At 67.9% G+C, this 20,681-nt stretch carries 16 protein-coding genes; 6 read left to right on the forward strand and 10 right to left on the reverse strand.

Going from position 1 to position 20,681, the window contains the following annotated elements; all coding sequences use genetic code 11:
- Window positions 1-17 precede the first annotated feature (17 nt).
- On the forward strand, window positions 18-1,454 hold the full coding sequence (locus KZ491_RS05990; protein WP_222564965.1) for an aldehyde dehydrogenase family protein: 1,437 nt from the start codon (window positions 18-20) through the stop codon (window positions 1,452-1,454).
- Between the two features lie 36 nt (window positions 1,455-1,490).
- Here KZ491_RS05990 and KZ491_RS05995 read toward each other — a convergent pair whose 3' ends face one another.
- Window positions 1,491-4,373, reverse strand: a complete 2,883-nt coding sequence (locus KZ491_RS05995; protein ID WP_343225564.1) for a putative bifunctional diguanylate cyclase/phosphodiesterase — start codon at window positions 4,371-4,373, stop codon at window positions 1,491-1,493.
- 215 nt (window positions 4,374-4,588) lie between these two features.
- Here KZ491_RS05995 and KZ491_RS06000 point away from each other — a divergent pair, with 215 nt between their 5' ends.
- The 5 genes from KZ491_RS06000 (at window position 4,589) to KZ491_RS06020 (ending at window position 11,433) form a co-directional block, all read left to right on the forward strand.
- A complete protein-coding gene (locus KZ491_RS06000; RefSeq protein WP_222564966.1) occupies window positions 4,589-5,200 on the forward strand; it encodes an IMPACT family protein in 612 nt (203 codons plus the stop codon).
- A gap of 40 nt (window positions 5,201-5,240) precedes the next feature.
- Complete coding sequence (locus KZ491_RS06005) at window positions 5,241-7,031, forward strand: ABC transporter transmembrane domain-containing protein (protein WP_222564967.1); 1,791 nt, start codon at window positions 5,241-5,243, stop codon at window positions 7,029-7,031.
- Window positions 7,032-7,113: 82 nt separating this feature from the next.
- Window positions 7,114-8,619, forward strand: coding sequence for an MATE family efflux transporter (locus KZ491_RS06010; RefSeq protein ID WP_222564968.1), 1,506 nt, complete (start codon window positions 7,114-7,116; stop codon window positions 8,617-8,619).
- 148 nt (window positions 8,620-8,767) lie between these two features.
- A complete protein-coding gene (locus tag KZ491_RS06015) occupies window positions 8,768-9,250 on the forward strand; it encodes a DUF2946 family protein (protein ID WP_222564969.1) in 483 nt (160 codons plus the stop codon).
- 83 nt (window positions 9,251-9,333) lie between these two features.
- On the forward strand, window positions 9,334-11,433 hold the full coding sequence (locus KZ491_RS06020) for a TonB-dependent copper receptor (RefSeq protein WP_246606588.1): 2,100 nt from the start codon (window positions 9,334-9,336) through the stop codon (window positions 11,431-11,433).
- On the opposite strand, the gene KZ491_RS06025 is transcribed toward KZ491_RS06020, so the two are convergent.
- The 9 genes from KZ491_RS06025 to KZ491_RS06065 all read right to left on the reverse strand — a co-directional run bounded on the left by KZ491_RS06025 (window position 11,417) and on the right by KZ491_RS06065 (window position 20,529).
- Window positions 11,417-13,129 carry an acyl-CoA dehydrogenase family protein gene (locus KZ491_RS06025; RefSeq protein WP_222564970.1) on the reverse strand — a complete coding sequence of 571 codons (1,713 nt, stop codon included), beginning with the start codon at window positions 13,127-13,129 and terminating at the stop codon, window positions 11,417-11,419. The two genes, KZ491_RS06020 and KZ491_RS06025, sit on opposite strands and share 17 nt — an antisense overlap.
- 119 nt (window positions 13,130-13,248) lie before the next feature.
- Entirely contained in the window at window positions 13,249-13,455 is a 207-nt protein-coding gene (locus KZ491_RS06030) for a cold-shock protein (protein ID WP_043957320.1), read from the reverse strand.
- A gap of 102 nt (window positions 13,456-13,557) precedes the next feature.
- Entirely contained in the window at window positions 13,558-14,334 is a 777-nt protein-coding gene (locus KZ491_RS06035; protein WP_246606590.1) for an S-methyl-5'-thioinosine phosphorylase, read from the reverse strand.
- Between the two features lie 3 nt (window positions 14,335-14,337).
- Complete coding sequence (locus KZ491_RS06040; RefSeq protein ID WP_043957322.1) at window positions 14,338-14,898, reverse strand: hypoxanthine-guanine phosphoribosyltransferase; 561 nt, start codon at window positions 14,896-14,898, stop codon at window positions 14,338-14,340.
- A complete protein-coding gene (gene nagZ / locus KZ491_RS06045) occupies window positions 14,895-15,890 on the reverse strand; it encodes a beta-N-acetylhexosaminidase (protein ID WP_222564972.1) in 996 nt (331 codons plus the stop codon). Before nagZ ends, KZ491_RS06040 begins: the two co-directional genes overlap by 4 nt.
- Before the next feature lie 52 nt (window positions 15,891-15,942).
- Window positions 15,943-16,461 carry a CYTH domain-containing protein gene (locus KZ491_RS06050; protein ID WP_222564973.1) on the reverse strand — a complete coding sequence of 173 codons (519 nt, stop codon included), beginning with the start codon at window positions 16,459-16,461 and terminating at the stop codon, window positions 15,943-15,945.
- A 3-nt stretch (window positions 16,462-16,464) separates the two neighbouring features.
- Entirely contained in the window at window positions 16,465-17,793 is a 1,329-nt protein-coding gene (gene rlmD / locus KZ491_RS06055; protein ID WP_222564974.1) for a 23S rRNA (uracil(1939)-C(5))-methyltransferase RlmD, read from the reverse strand.
- 117 nt (window positions 17,794-17,910) lie between these two features.
- On the reverse strand, window positions 17,911-18,546 hold the full coding sequence (locus KZ491_RS06060) for a DUF1318 domain-containing protein (RefSeq protein ID WP_222564975.1): 636 nt from the start codon (window positions 18,544-18,546) through the stop codon (window positions 17,911-17,913).
- 45 nt (window positions 18,547-18,591) lie between these two features.
- Window positions 18,592-20,529: a YdbH domain-containing protein gene (locus tag KZ491_RS06065; protein WP_222564976.1), complete on the reverse strand. Its 1,938-nt coding sequence runs from the start codon at window positions 20,527-20,529 to the stop codon at window positions 18,592-18,594.
- Window positions 20,530-20,681: the final 152 nt, after the last annotated feature.

Below are 20,681 nucleotides of genomic sequence, written 5' to 3' on the forward strand. Positions count from 1 at the left end.
CCGCTCTGGAGGTGCCCATGCCCACGCTGAAAAAGTCCTATCCCTATTACCTTGCCGGCAAGCCGGTCGCTGCCAACACCGATCTGGTGGTGCTCGACAAGTACACCGGTAAACCGGCCACCCGGGTCGCCCTTGCCGATGCCGCCGCGATCGAACAGGCCATCGACTCGGCGTTCAAGGCGCGGACGGCCATGGCCACGTTTACGCCGGATGCCCGCCGCGACGTGCTCGAGCACTGCGTGAAGCGGTTCCGGGAGCGCGATGAGGAACTCGCGCAGGTGCTGTGCATCGAGGCCGGCAAACCGATCCGGGATGCGCGCGGTGAAGTCACCCGCCTGATCGAGACTTTCCGTGTCGCCGCCGAAGAAGCCACCCGCATCGGCGGCGAAGTGATCGAGTTGCAGCTCTCCGAGCGCACCCGCGGCTATCGCGGCATGAGCAAGCAGGTTCCGGTCGGGGTGTGCAGCTTCATCACGCCGTTCAACTTCCCCCTGAATCTGGTCGCCCACAAGGTGGCCCCGGCGATCGCCGCGGGTTGCCCGTTCGTGCTCAAGCCCACCGCCAAGACCCCGATCGGCGCGCTGATCATCGCCGAGGTCCTGGCCGAGACGGACCTGCCGCCTGGCGCGTTTTCGGTCATGCCCTGCTCCAACGACGACGCCGCGCCGCTGGTCGAGGACGACCGCATAGCGCTGCTCAGCTTTACCGGCGGCCTGATCGGATGGGACATGAAGGCCCGGGCGGGCCGAAAGAAGGTGGTGCTGGAACTGGGTGGCAACGCCGCCTGCATCGTCGACGCGGAACCAGGCCGGGATCTGGATTCCATCGTCGAGCGGCTGGTGTCGGGCGCCTATTACCAGTCCGGGCAGAGCTGCATCAGCGTGCAGAGGATCCACGCCCACTCCTCGATCTACGGCGCGCTGCGCCGGAAGCTCAAGACAGCCATTGGCAAGCTGCCGGCCGGCGACCCGCGCGACGAGAACACCTTCATCGGACCGATGATCGACGAGGACGCGGCCAAGCGGGTGGAGGAGTGGATTGCCGCCGCGCGCAAGGCGGGGGCGAAAAAGCTCGTCGGTGGAAAGCGCGAGGGAAACCTCATGCCGGCGTGGTTGCTCGAAGGCGTGGCCCGCGATGCCGATCTGTACCGCCGCGAGGCCTTCGGGCCGGTCGCGTTGATGGAGCCGTTCGAAGACTTCGACGACGCCCTGGCGGCGGTCAATGAAAGCGATTTCGGCCTGCAGGCCGGCGTGTTCACAGGCCGGCTGGACCACGCAATGCGCGCTTGGGACCGGCTGGACGTCGGCGGCGTCATTGTTGGCGACATCCCCAGCTTTCGCGTCGACAACATGCCCTATGGAGGCGTCAAGCAGTCCGGGATCGGCCGCGAGGGCGTGCGCTACGCGATCCAGGACATGACCGAGACCCGCCTGCTGGTGATCCGCGACTCCTGAGCGCCGCGCACGGCGCGTTGCCAGTCGCCGCCTCGGTTAAGCCGGGTCGGCAATCGCCGCCAGCCGCATCTGCGGCGCGGGACGTCCGAGCAGATAGCCCTGCCCCCGCTCGCAGCCCAACTCGAAAAGGATGTCGCGCTGCGCCTCGGTCTCGATGCCTTCGCCGATGGTGTGGATCCCGAGCGTGCCTGCAAGCGCCTGGATCGCGCGCACCACGGCGATGCTCTCGGCCTGCTTCTCGCCGGTCAACCCGGCGACGAAGCTGCGGTCGATCTTCAGGCATTCGATCGGGAAGCGGTGCAGGCACGAGAGTGCGGAATAGCCGGTACCGAAGTCGTCCAGCTGGGCCAGCACGCCGTGGCTGCGCAGCGTGTGCAGGGTACTCAGGGTCCGCCCGATATCGTCGAACAGGGCCACCTCGGTGATCTCGATGCGCAACTGGTTCGGGTTCGCGCCGGCGTTGTGGATCAGCCGCATCAGGCGTTCGGCAAAATCCGCCGAGCGGAAGTGGCGCGGCGAGACGTTGACCGACACATAGCCCTCCACACCCCGCGACAGCCGGGTGATCACCTGCGCGTACATCAGCCAGTCGACTTCCTCGATCAGGCCATTGTCTTCGCCCAGGCCGATGAACTCGCCGGGAGCGAGCAGGCCGCGGGTCGGGTGGCGCCAACGCAGCAACGCCTCGTGGCCGACGATGCGCAGGCCGTCCAGACTCATGATCGGCTGGTAGTAGGGAATGAAGTTGTCGCCGTTGATGGCCCGGCGCAGGTCGGCCTCCAGGTCGAGGATGCGCGATGCCTCCTCGCGCATGTCCTCGTCGAACACGGCCCAACGATCACGGCCACTGGCCTTGGCGCGGTACATCGCCGCATCGGCATCGCGCAGCAGGTCGGTACCGCTCAGGTAACGCGGCTGCCACATCACGATGCCGACGCTGGCGGACGGGAACACCTCACGTCCGGCGATCCAGTAGGCCTGGCCGAGCAAGTGGAGGATGCGCTGGGCGAGGCTCTTGGCGACGTGCACCCCCTCGATGTCGTTGACCAGCACGGCGAACTCGTCGCCTCCCAGGCGGGCCACCAGATCGTGGTCGCGAACGGCGCTGACGATGCGCCTGCCGGCCTCGACAAGCAGGTCGTCGCCGGCGGAATGGCCGACGCTGTCGTTGATCAGCTTGAACCGGTCCAGGTCCAGGAACAGCACGGCAAATCCGCACGGGTCTTCCAACGCCGGCCTGTGGCGCGCGCTGGCATGCGCCTTGGTGACCGCCACGGCCAGGTGATCGAGCAACTGGCTGCGGTTGGGCAGTCCGGTGAGCTCGTCGTGGCGCGCCTGGTGGGTCAGTTGCTGCTCCGCACGCATGCGCTCGCCGATCTGCTCCAGCAGCTCCGCGTTGGCCATCGCCAGTTCACGCGTGCGCGAATGGATCCGCTGCTCCAGCTCGGCGTGCGCCAACACCAGGCGCTCCTGCTCCTGCTTGCGGGTCAGCCCGATGCTGATGTGGTTGGCGACGAAGTTGAGCAGGTCCTGGTCGCGGGTGGTGAACGTGACCTCCGGCGAGTAACTCTGCACCGCGATCACGCCAACCACGGTGTTGTCGCGGTACAGCGGCACCCCCAGCCAGCAATGGGCGACTGTGCCATGGCCGCGGAAGCCAGCCATGCGGTGCGGGTCGGTCAGCAACGCCCGCCCGGTTTCGAGGACGTGCTCGGTCATCCCCGAGTCCAGCAGTCGGCTCGCCCGGTGGGCATCGTGCTCGTCGATCGAGTAGGGAAACTCCAGCCGCGTCCCGTCCTCGGAAAGCAGGGCGATGTAGAAGTTGCGCGCATCGAGCAGTTCGTTCACCACCGCGTGCACCTGCGCGTAGAAGATCTCCAGCGTCTCGGCGGTGATGGACAGCTCGGCGATGCGGTACAGGGCGCGCTGGAGTCTTTCAGCGCGCTGGCGCTCAAGGATCTCCGAGTGCAGGTCGCGGTTGCTCAGCTGCAACGCCTTGGTCCGCTCCTCGACGCGCCGTTCCAGCTCCTCGCGCGCCTGGTGGCGGTCCAGTGCAGTCAGGATGTGCTGGGCGACGAACACCAGCAGCGCCTGCTCCTCGGTCCCGTAACAGTCGGGCCGGTCGTAGCTCTGCACCACGATCGCGCCGCATACGCTGTCGTCGCGGCGCATCGTCACGCCCAGCCAGTCCGCGCTGTCGGGGCCGTGCTTGGGGTCATGGGGCACCCCCAGCCGCCGCCGCACCAGCTCGGAGGACCCGAAGACCGCATCGCCGTGACGGATCAACGCCATGGTCAGGCTGTTGGGAGCACTGTCCACCGGAATCTCGACCGCCGGGTCCGGCCGGAACGTGTCCATCTGGTCAGCGAAGTACAGGAACCGGTAGGTCTGGGCAGCTTCGTCGTACAGGACGATGTAGAAGTTTTCCGCGTACATGAGCCGGGCGACCACGCCATGGATCCGCTGCAGCATGTCGGCCAGCTCCAGGGTCGAGCCGGCGAGATCGGCGATCTCGTACAGCGCCTGCTGCAACTGCTCCGACTTCTCCAGCTCCTTGACCCGGGCGCGCGCGCGCACTGCGGTCAGGTGCAACTCGATGGTGCGCGTGGCCAGCACCATCCAGGCTGTGCGCTGCGCGGCGGTCATGGCCTGCGGCAGCTCAACCACCAGTACCGACTCGCCCTGTTCGCCGTCCCAGTCCAGTTCAATGCGGTGGGCGCCGCCGGCGTCTTCCTCCCACTCGGATGCACTTGAACGCAGGGATCCACCGCGTATGGAATCGCCGCGCGCGCGCAGATGCAGGCGCGAGCCGGGGGGCAGGGTCGCGTCGATCATCGGCAGCAACTCGCCGCCGCCCTCGCGATGCAACGCGGCGGGATCGGCTGGGGCGTGCGCAATGGACGTGGTGTGGTGGCGCACTGTCAGCTCCTCCCCGGTTGACGCAGGGAGAATAGCGCGACGTGGGCCCGGGTGCCGGATCGGCGACGCCTACAACGTGTGGGGTGCTCTTTGCCGCGCGGGCGGACCCGCCTTACCCTGAACGCCATGCAGCACATGCGCCGCCAGATCCATCCCTGTATCCGCCCCGAGGGGACCCCGCCGTACGTCCGGGGCTCCCGGCGAGGCCGCCTGTAGTGTGCGGCTACACCCTGGCTGGCCGTGCCAGCCACGAGATCGAGGTCAAGCACAGCCGCTTCCTCGCGCTTGCGGCGCCGGTGGACTCGCCCGAGGCGGCGCTGGCCTTCGTGGCCGAGGTTCGCGATCCGGCCGCCACCCACAACTGCTGGGCCTATCGAATCGGCGAGTTGTACCGGTCCAGTGATGACGGCGAGCCGGCCGGCACGGCCGGGCGCCCCATCCTTTCGGCCATCGACGGCCAGGGCCTCGACCAGACCGTGGTGGTGGTGACGCGCTGGTACGGTGGCATCAACCTGGGCGCCGGCGGACTGGTCAGGGCCTACGGCGGCTGCGCGGCGGAGTGCCTGCGCACCGCACGGCGACGGCCGCTCATCGAGTATGTGGAGTGCACGCTCCAGTTCGGTTTCGCCGATACCGGCGTGGTCCACGCCGCGCTGGCCGCGCACGGGGTCGACAAGCTGGACGAGCAGTTCACCGCCTCCGGCGTGCACCTGAGGTTGCGGCTGCCAGCCAGCGAGCTGGACGAGCTGGGCGCCCAGCTGCGCGATGCGACGCGGGACCGCGCGCGACTGGCGACCAAGGATCCAGATACGGACCCGACGCGATGATTCCGCGACGCACCTGCCGTGATAGCGGACAATACCGCCCATGAGTGACACTTCCGCAGCACCCGCGCCACCCTCCGATACAGCGACGGCGAAGCCCGCCGTCGGCAACCTCAAGGCACTCTGGCCGTTCGTCAGCCGCCACCGCGGGCTGTTTGCGGGCTGGCTGATCGCCCTTGCATGCTCGTCGGCCGCAACGCTGAGCCTGCCGGTGGCTTTCAAGACCATGATCGACCGCGGCTTCGCCCAGGGCGGCGGCAGCGCGATCGACCGGGCGTTCATGCTGCTTTTCGCGGTGGCGGTCGCATTGGCGCTGGCCACGGCGGCACGCTTCTTCTTCGTGTCGCTGCTCGGGGAGCGGGTGGTGGCCGACCTGCGTGGCCGGCTCTACTCGCACCTGATCGGCCTGGACGCCGGCTTCCACGACCGCAGCCGCAGCGGCGAACTGGTGTCCCGCCTGACCGCGGACGCGGAACTGCTACGCGGCGTGATCGCCACCAGCATGTCGGTCGCCCTGCGCAGCGTGGTGACCTTCCTGGGCAGCATCGTGATGCTGTTCGTCAGCAGCCCGCAGCTGGCGGCGTATGCGCTGGTGGGGATCCCGCTGGCGGTATTGCCGATCGTGATCGGCGGACGTCGCCTGAAGAAAATCTCGCGCGACAGCCAGGACCGGGTCGCCGATGCGAACACCCTGGCCAACGAGACCCTGGGCGCGGTCTCCACGGTGCAGGCGCATGCGCGCGAGCCCTACGAGCTGGGGCGTTTCAGCGACGCCCTGAAGGTGGCCGTGGCTACGGCGCGGCGCCGAATCCAGGCCCAGGCCTGGGTCACCGCGATCGCAATCGTGCTGATCTTCGGCGCGATCACTCTGGTGCTGTGGTCGGGGGCCCACGATGTCGCCGAAGGCCGGATGAGCGCCGGCACGCTGGGCCAGTTCGTCCTGTACGCCATGATCGGAGGCGGCTCGGTGGGCTCGCTGGCAGAGGTCTGGAACGAAGTGCAGCGTGCCGCCGGCGGCATGGGCCGGATCGGCGAGCTGCTCGCCGAGAAGTCCAGCATTACTGCGCCGGCGCATCCGGAGCCACTGCCCGCGCCGCTGCGTGGCGACATCGTGCTGGAGGGGGTCACTTTCCACTATCCGATGCGACCCGACCACCCGGCGCTGGAGGATTTCAGCCTGCATGTGCATCCCGGAGAAACGGTGGCGCTGGTGGGGCCGTCCGGAGCAGGCAAGAGCACCGTGCTGTCGATGCTGCTGCGCTTCCACGATCCGGCCCACGGCAGCATCACCGTGGACGGCATCGACATCCGTCGGTTCGACCCGGCAGACCTGCGCGGCGCCATCGCACTGGTGCCGCAGCAACCCAGCATCTTCGCCACCACCGCGCGCGACAACATCCGCTACGGCCGCCTGGAAGCCAGCGACGCGGAGGTCGCCGCCGCCGTCCAGGCAGCCCACGCCAGCGACTTCATCAGCGCCCTGCCCGAAGGTCTGGACACCGAGCTGGGCGAGCGCGGCGCACGCCTGTCGGGGGGCCAGCAACAGCGCATCGCGATCGCCCGCGCCCTGCTCAAGGATGCGCCGATCCTGCTTCTGGACGAGGCCACCAGCGCGCTGGACGCCCAGAGCGAGCGTGCCGTGCAGCAGGCCCTGGACACGCTCATGGAGGGTCGCACGACGCTGGTGATCGCGCACCGGCTGGCAACGGTGCTCAAGGCGGACCGGATCGTGGTGATGGACCGCGGCCGCATCGTCGCAGAGGGCACCCACGACCAGCTGCTGGCCGAAGACGGGCTCTACGCCGAGCTGGCCAAGCTGCAGTTCCTGGATTGAATTCGGTGGACGGCGGGCGGATGGCGTATCGCGGCGGGTTCACGCTTCACCCGGCAGGCTGCCCACTGATCCGGGAGCAGGCATGAGCAAAAAACAGGGCAAGAGTGTGCGCCTGCTGACAGAAGGTCCGGTCGGCCGAACAATGATCATGTTCGCGCTGCCGATCATGGCCGGCAACGCGGCGCAATCACTGAATGGTTCGATCAACGCGATCTGGGTCGGCCGCTTCCTCGGCGAGGCGGCGCTCACCGCGACGGCCAACGCCAACAACGTGATGTTCTTCCTGATCGGCGCGGTGTTCGGCATCGGAATGGCCGCCACGATCCTCATCGGCCAGGCCACCGGCGCCCACGACAACGCGCAGGCGCGCCGGGTGATGGGCACCAGCGCGACCTTCTTCATCAGCCTGTCGGTGCTGTTGGCGGTGGCGGGATGGTTCGTCACCGAGCCACTGCTACGGCTGATGGACACGCCGGCGGCGGCGCTGCCGCTGGCGGAGAGCTACCTGAAGGTGATCTTCCTGGCGATGCCGTTCATCTACGCGTTCGCGTTCGTGTCCGCGGCGCTGCGCGGTGTCGGCGACTCGCGAACCCCCTTCCGCTTCCTGCTGCTGTCGGTCGTGCTGGACGTGGTGTTCAACCCGCTGCTGATCTTCGGTATCGGCCCGTTCCCTGAGATGGGGATCTCCGGTTCGGCCACGGCGACGGTCGTTGGCCAGGGCATCAGCCTGCTGGCGATGCTCTTGCACCTTCGCCGCCAGCGCCATCCGTTGTGGCTCGGCCGAGCCGACGCCCACCTGTTTCGCGTTGACCTGACCATCCTGCGCGCGCTGGTCGTCAAAGGCGTGCCGATGGGCCTGCAGATGGTGCTGATCTCGCTGGCGATGATCGCGATGATGACGATGGTCAACGCCTACGGCATCGCCACCGCGGCGGCGTACGGGGCGGCGCTGCAACTGTGGACCTACGTTCAGATGCCGGCGATGGCGATCGGCGCCGCCTGCTCCTCCATCGCCGCCCAGAGCGTCGGTGCCGGCGACTGGAAGCGCGTGGATTCCACCGCGCACACCGGCATCGGCTACAACTTCCTCCTGACCGGGGCCCTGATCGCGCCGCTGATCCTGCTGGACCGCTACAGCTTCGCGCTGTTCCTGCCCGACGGCAGCGACTCGATGGAAGTCGCCCGCCACCTGAACCACATCGGCGTGTGGTCGTTCCTGTTCTTCGGCGTGACGTTCGTGGTGTCAGGCGTGGTCCGTGCCACCGGTGCGGTGATTCCGCCGCTGGTGATCCTCGCCATCGCCCTGTGGGGCATCCGTGTTCCTTTCGCGGAAGTGCTGCAGCCGTCGATGGGCGTGGACGCCGTGTGGTGGAGCTTCCCGGTCAGCGCCGCCTCGGCCATGGTCATGTCACTGGCCTACTACCGCTGGGGCCGCTGGCGCAGCGCGAAGATGCTGCCGACCGACCCGCGCGAGGTGGCCATTCCCTCCGAGGTTCCCGCCTGCGCGCCGTCACCGATCGCCGATCCCGCTCCCGATCAGGAAACGGACGACGTCGAGGTCGTCGCGCTGGCAGACCGGGCGACGTGATTTGCTTGTTGCCGTCCCTCCGGGAGCCCGCCACCACTTGCCAGGACAACGCCGGCTGTCGCGGATCCTGCGCGACCATACGGCCTAGCATGGTCCGACTTGACCTGGATCAGCACGGTGTCGCGCGCGTGGCTGACAATAGCGGCACATGAACCGCCGCCTGTTCCACCGCTGGATGACTCACTGGGCGCTCGCCGCCACCCTGGCGTTGACCCTGGTGCCCAGCGTTGGGCGCCTGGCGGGCCAATCGGCAATGCCGATGCACGTGATGCCAGCCGGGGCGTTGACCGGCGGCGACAGCGCCAACAGCGGCGACATGAGCCATGGCGCGCACACCGACAGGACGGGCGCCGAGGCCTCCGCCATCGCGAGGGCGCACGAGCAAGAGCACGCGCACACCACCCGCGATACGAACGACGTGCCGCCGGCTGCCGGCAACGGTCATCACGGTTCCGACGATGATTGCGCGTACTGCCCCTTGCTGTCCGGGACGACCGCCCTGCCGGTTCCCGGCCTCCCGGCTGCGTTGCCTGTCCAAGGCACCGCCGTGCGGCTGCCGGCGACCCGGACCCCCGCATTGGACCGGCACCCGACCGGTCTGGGATCGCGCGGACCGCCGATAACGGCCTGAGCTCCGCCCCCCCTTTGTTTCTCCGTTCTCGACCCCGCATCCGCGGCAATGGCCGCGCGCACCCCGGTGCCAGGAGTTTGACCATGTTCCGCATTTCCCCTTTCCGCTCCCGCGTGCTGCGGGCCCCTTCCTCCTGCCTGTCGCTGGCCATCATGGCGGCAATTGCCTGCCTGCCTGCCCACGCGGATGTGCTCGCCGACGCGGCCACGGACGCACGCGATCCGTTTGATTTCCAGCAGGTGGTGGTCACCTCCGCGCGGCCGGTGTCGGCGCTCACCTTTGAGACCGACCCGCGACTCCCGCGGCAGCCGGTTCCGGCCAGCGACGGCGCCGACTACCTGAAGACCATTCCCGGCTTCACCGCGATCCGCAACGGCGGCACCAATGGCGATCCCGTGCTGCGCGGCATGTTCGGATCACGCCTGAACCTGCTCAGCAACGATGGCGCCATGCCGGGTGCCTGCCCCTCCCGCATGGACAATCCGATGTCCTACGTGTCCCCGGAAACCTACGACAGTCTGGTCGTGGTCAAGGGTCCGCAGACCGTCCTGTGGGGACCGGGCGCATCGGCCGGTACCGTGCGCTTCTCGCGCGACCGCGAGCAGTTCGACGAGCCGACGGTAAAGCTCGCCGGCAGCCTGCTGGGCGGGTCGTTCGGGCGCAACGACCAGGTACTCGATGCCACCTTCGGCGCGCAACCCGGCTACGCGCGCATCAGTGCCAACCGCTCCGACTCCAATGATTACCGCGACGGCGACGGCAACGCGGTGGCCTCGGAATGGAACAAGTGGAACGCCGACCTTGCTTTGGGCTGGACCCCGGACGCCGACACGGTGCTGGAAGCGACGGCAGGCGTCGGCGATGGCGAGGCACGTTATGCCGGTCGCGGCATGGACGGCTCGCAGTTCAAGCGCGACAGCTACGGCCTGCGCCTGGAGAAGAAGAACCTCTCCGGCGCGCTGGACTCGATCGAGGCCAACGTGTTCTACAACCGCGCCGACCACGTCATGGACAACTACAGCCTGCGTCAGCCCAACCCGGATGGCGCGATGCCGATGCCGATGGCGTCCAACGTCGAGCGCACCACCATGGGCGGCCGCGCCGCCGCCACCTGGCTGGGCGAAAGCGTCGATGTCACCGCTGGCGTGGATGCGCAGGACAGCCGCCACCGGCGCCGCTCCGGCCACGGCCGGAATACCTACCAGCTTCAGCCGTGGACGGTGGATGCGCGCTTCCGCAACCTGGGCGTTTTTGCCGAGGGCACTTGGCGTGCCGACGAGGGCAAGCGCGTCATTGCCGGCCTGCGCGCCGACCGCGCGCGGGCGACTGACGAACGCACCACCTTGGGCGCGATGGGTCGGCCCAATCCCACCGCCGGCAGCAGCCGTACCGAAACCCTCTCCGCCGGCTTCATCCGCTTCGAGCAGGACCTGACCGATCACCCGGTCACCTGGTACGCCGGCCTGGGCCATACCGAACGCATGCCCGATTACTGGGAGCTGTTCTCACCGGACATGGGCCCCGCCGGCACGCCCAACGCCTTCGCTGGGGTGGAGACGGAAAAGACCACCCAGCTGGACGTCGGCGTGCAATACCGCAGCAAAACCTGGGATGCCTGGGTGTCCGCCTACGCCGGCCGGGTCGACGACTTCATCCTGTTCCGCTACGGCGGCGCCGGAATGATGGGACCGATGTCTTCGGTGTCCAACATTGACGCGCGCATCCACGGCGGCGAACTGGGCGTGGAATACCGGCCGTCCGCACAGTGGACCCTGGGCGGTACGCTTGCCCATTCCTGGGGCAAGAACCGCGATGCGGGTACCGCGCTGCCGCAGATGCCGCCGCTGGAAGCGCGCTTGTCGCTGGGCTGGGAGGACACCCGATGGTCGTTCGGAGCACTGGTGCGAGCGGTCTCATCGCAGGAACGGATCGCCTTGGCCCAGGGCAGCGTGGTCGGCCAGGACCTGGGACCGAGCGCAGGGTTTGCGACGTTCGCGGTTAATGGTGGATACCGCTTCAACAGCCTGGCCCAGCTGACGGTCGGCGTGGACAACGTTTTTGACCGCACCTACAGCGAACATCTGAACCTGGCCGGCAACGCCGACTTCGGCTACCCGGCCGATCCGGTCCGGATCAACGAGCCGGGCCGCACCGCCTGGGTCAAGCTCAACCTGAAGTACTGATCCGGGCCGGGAGCGCCCGCTCGATCAGCGCGTCCATGGGCACCCCGGTCGGCAGGGTGCCCATGGCCAGGCCGTGCTCGCCGCCCAGCCGGCTGCGGCAAAAGGCCTGTGCGGCGGGGCTGCCGGCGCGCAACAACAGGGCGGCCTGCAACGCCAGGGCGAGACGCTCCACGAACCGGCGCGCCTGGGCAGGCTCCACCGCCGCCCCGTGGGTGAGCGTGGCACGCAGGCTTTCCACGGTGTCGCGATACGCGCCGTCGCCATCGCCCGCCTCCACGAGTTCGGCCCACACCGCCGCGCCAGTGGCGGGCTCGCGCTGCAACGCGCGCAGCACGTCCAGACACTGGATGTTGCCGCTGCCCTCCCAGATCGAGTTCAACGGCGCCTGCCGATACAGGCGCGGCATGAGCGACTCCTCGATATAGCCGTTGCCACCCAGGCATTCCTGGGCCTCGTTGACGAATGGCGGCGCGCGCCGGCACACCCAGTACTTGCCAACGGCGGTACCGATCCGCGCCAGCGCCGCCTCGGCCGGGTCGCGCGGAGCGGCATCGACCGCACGTGCGATGCGCATCGCCAGCACCAGCGCCGCCTCGGCCTCCACCGCCAGGTCCGCCAGTACGTTCGCCATCAAGGGCTGCTCCACCAGGCGCTTGCCGAACGCGCGCCGGTGGCGGCAGTGGTGGATCGCGCGGGCCAGCGCCATGCGCATCTGCGCGGCGCCGCCGAGCAGGCAGTCCAGCCGGGTCAGCATCACCATCTCCAGGATGGTCGCAACGCCCCGCCCTTCCGCGCCAACCGGGAATGCCAGCGCGCCGCACAACTCGATTTCCGAGGAGGCATTGGACCAGTCGCCCAGCTTGTCCTTCAGCCGGATCAGCCGGAACGCGTTCTTGCTGCCGTCATCCAGCACTCGCGGCATGAGGAAGCAGCCCAGCCCGCCCGGCGCCTGCGCCAGCATCAGGAAGCCGTCGCTCATCGGTGCCGACAGGAACCACTTGTGGCCGACCAGGCGGTAGCCGCTGCCGTCTGCCAGCGGCGTTGCCGCGGTGGTGTTGGCGCGCACGTCGCTGCCGCCCTGTTTCTCGGTCATGCCCATGCCGATGGTGACGCCGGCCTTGTCGGCGACCGGAACCTCGCGCGGATCGTACGCCGGGGCCGCGGCCTTGTCGGCCCACTGCGCGAGTGCGGGCTCGCGTCGCAGCACCGGCACCCCCGCGTGCGTCATCGTCAGCGGACAACTCGTGCCCGGTTCGACCTGGTGGTGCAGGTAGCTCAACGCGGCACGCACCACATGTCCCCCTGGCTGATCGTGCCGCCAGGACCAGCCGGCGACGCCGTGCCGGATCGCCGCATCCATCAGCGAGTGGTAGGACGGATGGAAGGCGACGCGGTCGATCCGGTGGCCGAAGCGGTCATGGCTGATCAGCCGCGGGCGGTCGCGGTGCGCGTCGTTGGCCCACTCCAGCGCCGGACCACCCGCGAGCGCAGCGTAGCTGGCGACGGCGTGCGGGCCCTCCTGGGCGGACTCGGGTCCGGAGGGCGGCTGCGTGAGGGCCAGTTCCCGTGCCAACGCATCGCGCAGCACGACGTCATCGCGCCACAAATCGCGCGGGCCGAATGGCGGCGGCTGGTTTTCCACCCGGTGGGTTTCAAACGGAGGATCGGGCTCGTACGCCTGCGGCAACGGCTCCATGTCTGTCTCCGGTAGCGACCTGCCGACCAATCTAGCGCACCCCCGGCTTGCATCGCCGAAGTCCGGTGACGCCAACAAAAAACCCCGCCTAAGCGGGGTTTTCGACTCACGTGGCGCGGCTATTCGGCCGGGGTGATGTCGGACGCCTGCGCGCCCTTCGGTCCCTGGGTCAGCTCGTAGCTGACGCGTTGGCCTTCCTGAAGGCTACGGAAGCCCTTCGCGTTGATTGCGGAGAAGTGTGCGAACACGTCCGCGCTTCCATCTTCAGGGGAAATGAAGCCAAATCCCTTGGCGTCGTTGAACCATTTCACAGTGCCGTACTGCATATCCTTGATGACCTCGTGGCTGGGTGGTGACCCGCGCTGCGAGCGCAATCGCGGGTAGCCCGAGTATGCAAACTGAACGTCCGCTTTACAACATCCGGGCCGTCAGCGCGCGTTTTCCCCTGCCAACTGGACCATCACCGCCTCCAGCAGGGCCGGCAAGCCCGCCGATGCGCTGGCGACATTGTCCAGCACGTCCTGCAGGGTGATCACTTCGCTGACATCAGGACCGGCGCCGGCCGCCCAGTTGGCGACGATGGCCAGGCACGCGTAGTCCAGGCCCATCTCCCGCGCCAGTCCGGCTTCGGGCATGCCGGTCATGCCGACCAGGTCGCAGCCGTCGCGGCGCATGCGGCTGATCTCGGCGCGGGTTTCCAGTCGCGGGCCCTGGGTGGCGCCGTAACAACCGCCGTCCACCAGGGCGACGCCAGCCTGCCGCGCCGCAGCGAGCACGCTCTGACGCAACTGCGGCGTATAGGGCTCACCGAAGTCCACGTGCAGGACCTCGCTCCCGGGCTCCTCGCACAGGGTCGAGACCCGTCCCCAGGTGTAGTCGATCAACTGGTCCGGACAGCCCAGCACGCCGGGACCGAAATCGGCAGTGATACCGCCAACGGTGTTCAGGGCGAGCACGCGCTTGGCCCCCAGCGACTTCAACGCCGACAGGTTTGCGCGGTAGTTGATCAGGTGCGGCGGAACGGAATGCCCTTCGCCATGGCGGGCCAGGAAGGCAACGCGATGACCGCCGAGGCGGCCCACCCGCACCGGACCGGAGGGCTGGCCATACGGCGTCACCCGCGAGTGGGCTTCCATTCCACGCAATTCGGCCAGCGCATAGACGCCCGTGCCGCCGATAACCGCCAGTTCAATCGATTCGCTCATCACTCAATCCTTCATCGCGTAGATCGCCGGCAGGTTGCGACCCTGCTCCTGATAGTCCATGCCGTAGCCGAAAACGTAACGGTCAGGCACCTGAAGTCCAACGTAATCCACCTGCAGATGCGTGATCGCGCGCTCGTGGCGTTTGACCGCGAGGGCCGCGATGCGGACGTCAACGGCGCCTTCGGCCAGGCACCATTCCACGATCGCCGCCATGGTCAGGCCTTCGTCGAAGATGTCGTCCACAAGCAGCACCCGGCGGCCGCGCAGCGGGGTAGCCGGGCGATGCTTCCACACCAGCTCGCCGCCGGAGGTCGCGCCGCGATAGCGCGTGGCGTGCAGGTAGTCGAACTCCAGATCCAGACCACGAACGCCGAGCTCCATGGCCAGTTGGGAGGCAAACGGCATACCTCCGTGCATCACGGTGAGGTACACCGGCCGGGTATCCACGCCATCGGTGTAGTCGACGCGAATGGCATCGGCCATCGCGCCGATCGCGTGCTCCACCGCCGCGCGGTCGTACAGCACATCCGCGTTGGCGAGGACCTGTCGCAGTGTCGCGCTCACGCCACGCCTCCAAGACGGTCACGGCGGTCCCGATAGTGCTGGTCGGCCAACAGGTTGTCCCAGCCCATCGCGCCGCCGCCGATGAGGCCGGTCAGCGCCATGGTGTTGAGCTTGCGGCCTTCCACGGCCTTGAGCGCCTCATCCACCAGCTCGGGGTGGCACACCAGCACCACGTCGCACCCGGCATCCAGGTGCAGGTCGACGCGCTCCTTGACGCCGCCGGCGGAGAACGCCGCCGCCATGCCGATGTCGTCGGAGAACACCACGCCGCGGAAGCCCATCTCCTTGCGCAGGATGTCCTCGATCCAGCGCCGCGAGTAACCCGCAGGCTCGGGAGCCACCTGCGGATAGACGACGTGCGCCATCATCACCGCGTCCGCGCGGGCCTTGATGCCGGCCGCGAATGGAACCAGGTCGAGCGCACGCATCTCCTCCAGCGAGCGCGGATCCACCGCGTCGTCGAAGTGGGTGTCTTCCAGCACCGAGCCGTGGCCGGGGAAGTGTTTCAGCGTGGCGGCCATGCCGGCCTGATGCATGCCTTCCACGTAGGCGACAGTGAGCGCGGCGACCACTTCAGGGTCGGCGTCGAACGCGCGGTTGCCAATAGCCCGGTTGCCGCGACCCAGGTCCACCACCGGAGCGAAGCTCAGGTCGATGCCGCTGGCCTTGATCTCGCTGGCCATCAGCCACGCGTGCTCGCGTGCGCGTACCAGCGCGGCGGCCGGATCGGCCGCGTAGTCGCGACCCAGACCATCCAGCGAAGGCAGTGCGCTGTAGCCCTGGCGGAAACGCTGGACGCGTCCGCCTTCCTGATCGACACAGATCAGTTGCGGTCGCGGCGCCGCTTCGCGGATCGCCCGGGCCAGTTCATCCACCTGCTCGCGCGAGGCAAAGTTGCGGGTGAACAGGATCACGCCGGCGCAGCCATCGTGCTGCAGCCAGTCGCGCTCCTGCGCGGTAAGTTCAGTGCCGGCAACGCCGATTACGAGCATGGACAACTCCTGGGAAATATCGGTAGGCGGCAGGTGCCGGGTGTCACGCGGATCATGGCGCGGCCGGCGCGATGCGATGCGCCGCCGACCACTGCGAATAAGGATGCGATGCCAGGGCAAGGTTGTAGTAGCGCGACTCGTCGGTGACCTCGACCCCCAGCCAGTCGGGTCGCTGGAAGGCCTCGCCAGGGTCTGCCAGTTCGATCTCGGCGACCACCAGACCGGCGTTTTCGCCGAGGAACTCATCCACTTCCCACAAATGCCCGCCGACCCGGACAAGATGGCGACGTTTGTCGACCAGGCCGCCAACCGACAGTGCCAGCAGCGCGCGCGCGTCGGCCACCGGGATCGGGTATTCGAACTCCTGACGCGTATGACCAAGCTCGCGCGACTTCAGATTGAGGTGCGCGGCATCGCCAGCGATGCGCACCCGCACCGAGGCCTTCATCGCGCCGGTATCCATCGCCGCCAGATCATTCAGGTAGCCCTGCGCCATCGGTACCACCGCATGCGCCGCCGCACGCCAGCCATCGCCGGTGACCAGGAACTTGCGTTCGATCTCGATCGCCATGGCTCAGTCCTTCTCGAACATGGCAATGGATTCCACATGGGCGGTTTGCGGGAACATATCCATCACTCCGGCCGACTTCAGCTTCCAGCCGCGCTCCGCCAGCAGCGCGGTGTCGCGTGCCAATGAGGCGGGATGGCAGCTGACGTAGACAATGCGCTGGAACTGGTCCAGCGGCAGGTGTTCCAGCACGAACGCCGCACCCGAGCGCGGCGGATCCAGCAGCAGCTTGTCAAAGCGCTGCTCCATCCACGACTGGCCGGACAGATCCATCGACAGGTCGGCGGAGTGGAAACGGGCATTGTCCATGCCATTGCGCTGCGCGTTTTCCCGCGCGCGCTCGACCAGGCCCGCATCGCCCTCCACACCAACCACCTCGCGCACCGTTCGCGCCAGCGGCAGGGTGAAGTTGCCCAGACCGCAGAACAGGTCGAGCACGCGGTCACCAGGCTGCACGTCCAGCAGCTCCATCGCCCGCTGGATCATGCGTTCGTTCAGCCCTGCGTTGACCTGGATGAAGTCCAGCGGACGGAACGAGAACTCGATATCCCAGCGCGGCATACGGAACGACAACGCCGGATCGGCCGGCCACAGCGGATGCACGCTGTCCACTCCACCGGGCTGGAGGAAGATCGCAAAGCCATGCTGCTGGCCGAAGGCGATCAGTGAGTCGTGATCAGCGTGAGACAACGGCAGCATGTGGCGAAACACCAGCGCGACGCCATTGAACTGCGCCGTGGCATCACCGGCGATGAACTCGATCTGGGGAATGTCGCTGCGCGCCTGCAGGCTGTCGACCAGCTCGGCAAGGGCCGCGACCTTCTCGCCCACCTCGGCAATGACCGTATGGCAACGGTGGATCTCGGCGACAAAGCGGGGATCGGTCTCGCGGAAGCCGACCAGGGTCTTGCCCTTCTTCTCCACCCGCCGCACCGAGAACCGGCCCTTGCGCCGGTAGCCCCACGCGGCATCCACCAAGGGTTCGAGCAGCTGGGGAGGCGCGATGCCCGCCGCGTCACGCAGGTGGTCCAGCAGGACAGCCTGCTTGGCAAGGATCTGGCTGGTGCCGTCAAGGTGTTGCAACGCGCACCCACCGCAGGTGCCGAAGTGCTCGCAGCGCGGTGTCACCCGATCGGGTGACGCGCGGAGCACATCCACCGTGCGCGCCTCGTGGACGCCACGACGGCGACCGGTGCGAGTGGCAAGAACGCGCTCGCCGGGCAGTGCGCCGGCGACCAGCATGGTCACATCGTCGTCAAGACGGGCCACGCCGCGACCGTCGGGAGACAGGGCGTGGATGTCCACTTCAAACGGGGTTTTGTCGAGACGGGCCACTAGCAATGAGGTCAGCCGGGGGCCGCCTATTGTCGCAGATGCCGCGGCGGCCACGTCGACCCCGGCTTGCACTGGCGACGGCAGGCCCTGCGGCCTGCCGTTCTGCCCCGCGGAAGGCTACTTCTGCTTCCAGCTGCCGCCGCTCTGGTACCACCAGCCGCTGCGGGCACTTTCCGCCCACTGCTTGGCGAACACCTCGCGGATCTGGCTTTCCCATTCCGGATGCCCATTGGCCACGGCCACCTCGCGATAGACCGCGTTGCGGTCGCGATTGTCCTCGGCCACCGCCTGCTGGATGCTGGCGCGATCCTTCAGCGGCAGCTTGGCCGCGTCGCGGACCACGATGGTGCCGTCGCTGGCGAAGCCCAATGCACCGGCGTCAAAGCCGGCCCGCAGGCTATTGTTGAAACGCGCGGTCATCCTGGCCTGGATCGCCTGGATCGCCGGGGTCTTGATGCTGATGTCCGGGGATTGGGCGCGGGCGCTGCCGATCCCCACGACTGCATACAGGTCGACCCGCGACGCCAGTTGGCGCAGGGACGAGGTGGTCCCATCGATCATCGCGGACGGACCGCCTTCCTTCTTATCGCCGGCCTCTTCCACGGGCGGGGTCGAGGTGGCTTCATCTCCGATCACCTTGTCGACGAACTCCCGCGCCGCTTCGCGAGCTTCCGCAGCGGGAAAATAGACATTGATGGTTACGCAGGCCGTGACCAACACGGCGGCAACCGGAATTCCCATCAAACGGCGCATGCTTTGTCTCCTGGGGGGCACCCGAAATTATGACCCGACGGTACGCTAGTCGACCACCGCTTTCACCTCTCCCTTGCCCACAGCGGCAAGTCGCTCGACCAGCGTCGGCCAGTCCACCCGGCGGTTGAAACCCAGCACGGTCAAGCGTGGCACGCCCGCGCCCTCGACGAGCACGAAGCCCTCGCCCGCGGGCGCAAGGCCCTCCATCGTGCAGACCTCGTTGACCAGTTTGCAGCCGATGCCCAGCCGGGAGTAACCGAAGTCGTCGAAAAAGCCGATCAGTTGCGATTGCAGCGAGTTCACGAATGACGCGTTGCCCACGCTGGTCAGGTCCTGGACCGCGCGCTGGCTGATGCGCTGGCGCACGCCGCGGTGACGGTCGGTGACCAAACGCGCGTCGAAGGCCACCGCTTCCCAGCCGACCAGCCGCAGGTCGGCGATGCTGCCATCGAGCTTGCCGCTGATGCTGCCAAAATCGAACGCGCCGGTGAGCGCCGTCAGGTCGATATCGTCGAATTGAATATCGGCGGACAGGGTCGGGAGAACGCCGAAGGGACGCTCCATCGACAGCGCCGATACGCCGACCCGGCCACCAAACAGCTGCATCTCCAGACCGCCGTCGAGGATCAGTTGCTCGGCCTGGTAGCGGGCATCCGGGATGCTGCCGCTGAGGGTGCCGGTGAAGGCGGGCCAGTCCAGCGCTTTCGACAGCTGGGCGACGTCCAGGTCCTCCAGCGCCACGCCAAAGCGCAACGCGGCCCCATCGGCATCGAGTGGCGGACGCAGCAGCAGGTGGTTGAGCAGCACATTTCCGCCGAGCAGGGTCGCTGCCACGGCCTCACGCAGTCGCACATTTCCCGCCTCGCTGCGGAAGGGAAGACGAGCGGGCCCCAGCGCCATGCCGTGCAACGTGCCGCCCCTCCATTGCAGGGCGCTGTCGATCGGACCGCTGGACGACAGCGCCACGTCACCTTCCAGCCCGGCGAACGAGAATCGATCATCGGCGTCCTTGAGATCCACGCCGGACAGACGCAGATCGGCGTCGGCGAGCTGGCCGCCTCGCATTCGCAGGGAGCCATTGGCGGCACCGGCGAACGTCATTTCCCCCAGCCCGGCCATGCCCAGCCAACCGCTGAGATAGCCGTCGCGCAGTGGCCCCAGATCCGGCGCGCGCACGTGCAACTCCATCGCGTCAACGTCGTTGTCCGCATCCAGTCCGGCGCTGCCTTCCACGGTAAGGATGCCCGGGTCGTTCCAGTACAACTCGGGCAGCTTCCAGCCCTCTCCCTCGTGGTGCTCGGCCCCGACCCGCAGATCGATCCGACGTTGCTCCAGCGCGAGGTAGGTGGTGCCCCACAACAGTTCGCCGCCATCCAGTCGGCCTTCCACCCGGATCAGATCGGACTCGCCGAGGCGCGCATCGACGTCGATGCTGGTATCAAGATCGGCCGCGGCGATGCTGCCGTCTTCGGTATCCAGACCGGCGCCGCGAAGGACCACCGGGCCGCTGATCCGCAGCGGCTGGTCATCGACGGCGCGCACGACGAGGCGCGCATCGCCCTCCCCCGCCGCAATCACTGCAGCCGGCCAGGCCTGCGCCAGAAGTGCCTGGGTCCAGACCAGCGGAACGCGTGTCAGGTCGATCCGGGTCGCATCCGGGACCGCCGCCTCGCGATGCACGCCGATCCGGCTGGCACCGCTCGCCAGTTCCGCATCGATATCCATCGCGTCCACCGCAATCGACAGTTGCATCGGCGCAGCATTGCCGCTGCGGATCTCGCCGGCACACACCCAGACTTGCGAATCCTCCCGCTGCAGCCGGCAGCGCCAGTCCAGATCGTCAAAGCGATAGCCCAGTGAGGGCGAATCAATGCGCTTGGCCCGTAGCCGTAATTCGCCGTGCGGTGCGCTGGCAGGCCAGAACAATCGCACGCTCACCTCGTTGAGGTCGGCGACCGCCGATTCGATTCGGTCGATCTTCACGCTCAGCGTTCGGGCCTGGGTCGGGCCACAGACAAGCAAGGCCATTAACACCAGCAGCCACAGCGCCCGCGCAGCTGGCCCGCGGTCGCGCGCGCGTCGTCTCAACACGCCGTTCGACAGGCGCGATGGCGGCGGCGATAGTAGCGGGCCAA

Source organism: Novilysobacter antarcticus (assembly GCF_019802285.1).
Taxonomy (GTDB): Bacteria; Pseudomonadota; Gammaproteobacteria; order Xanthomonadales; family Xanthomonadaceae; genus Novilysobacter; species Novilysobacter antarcticus.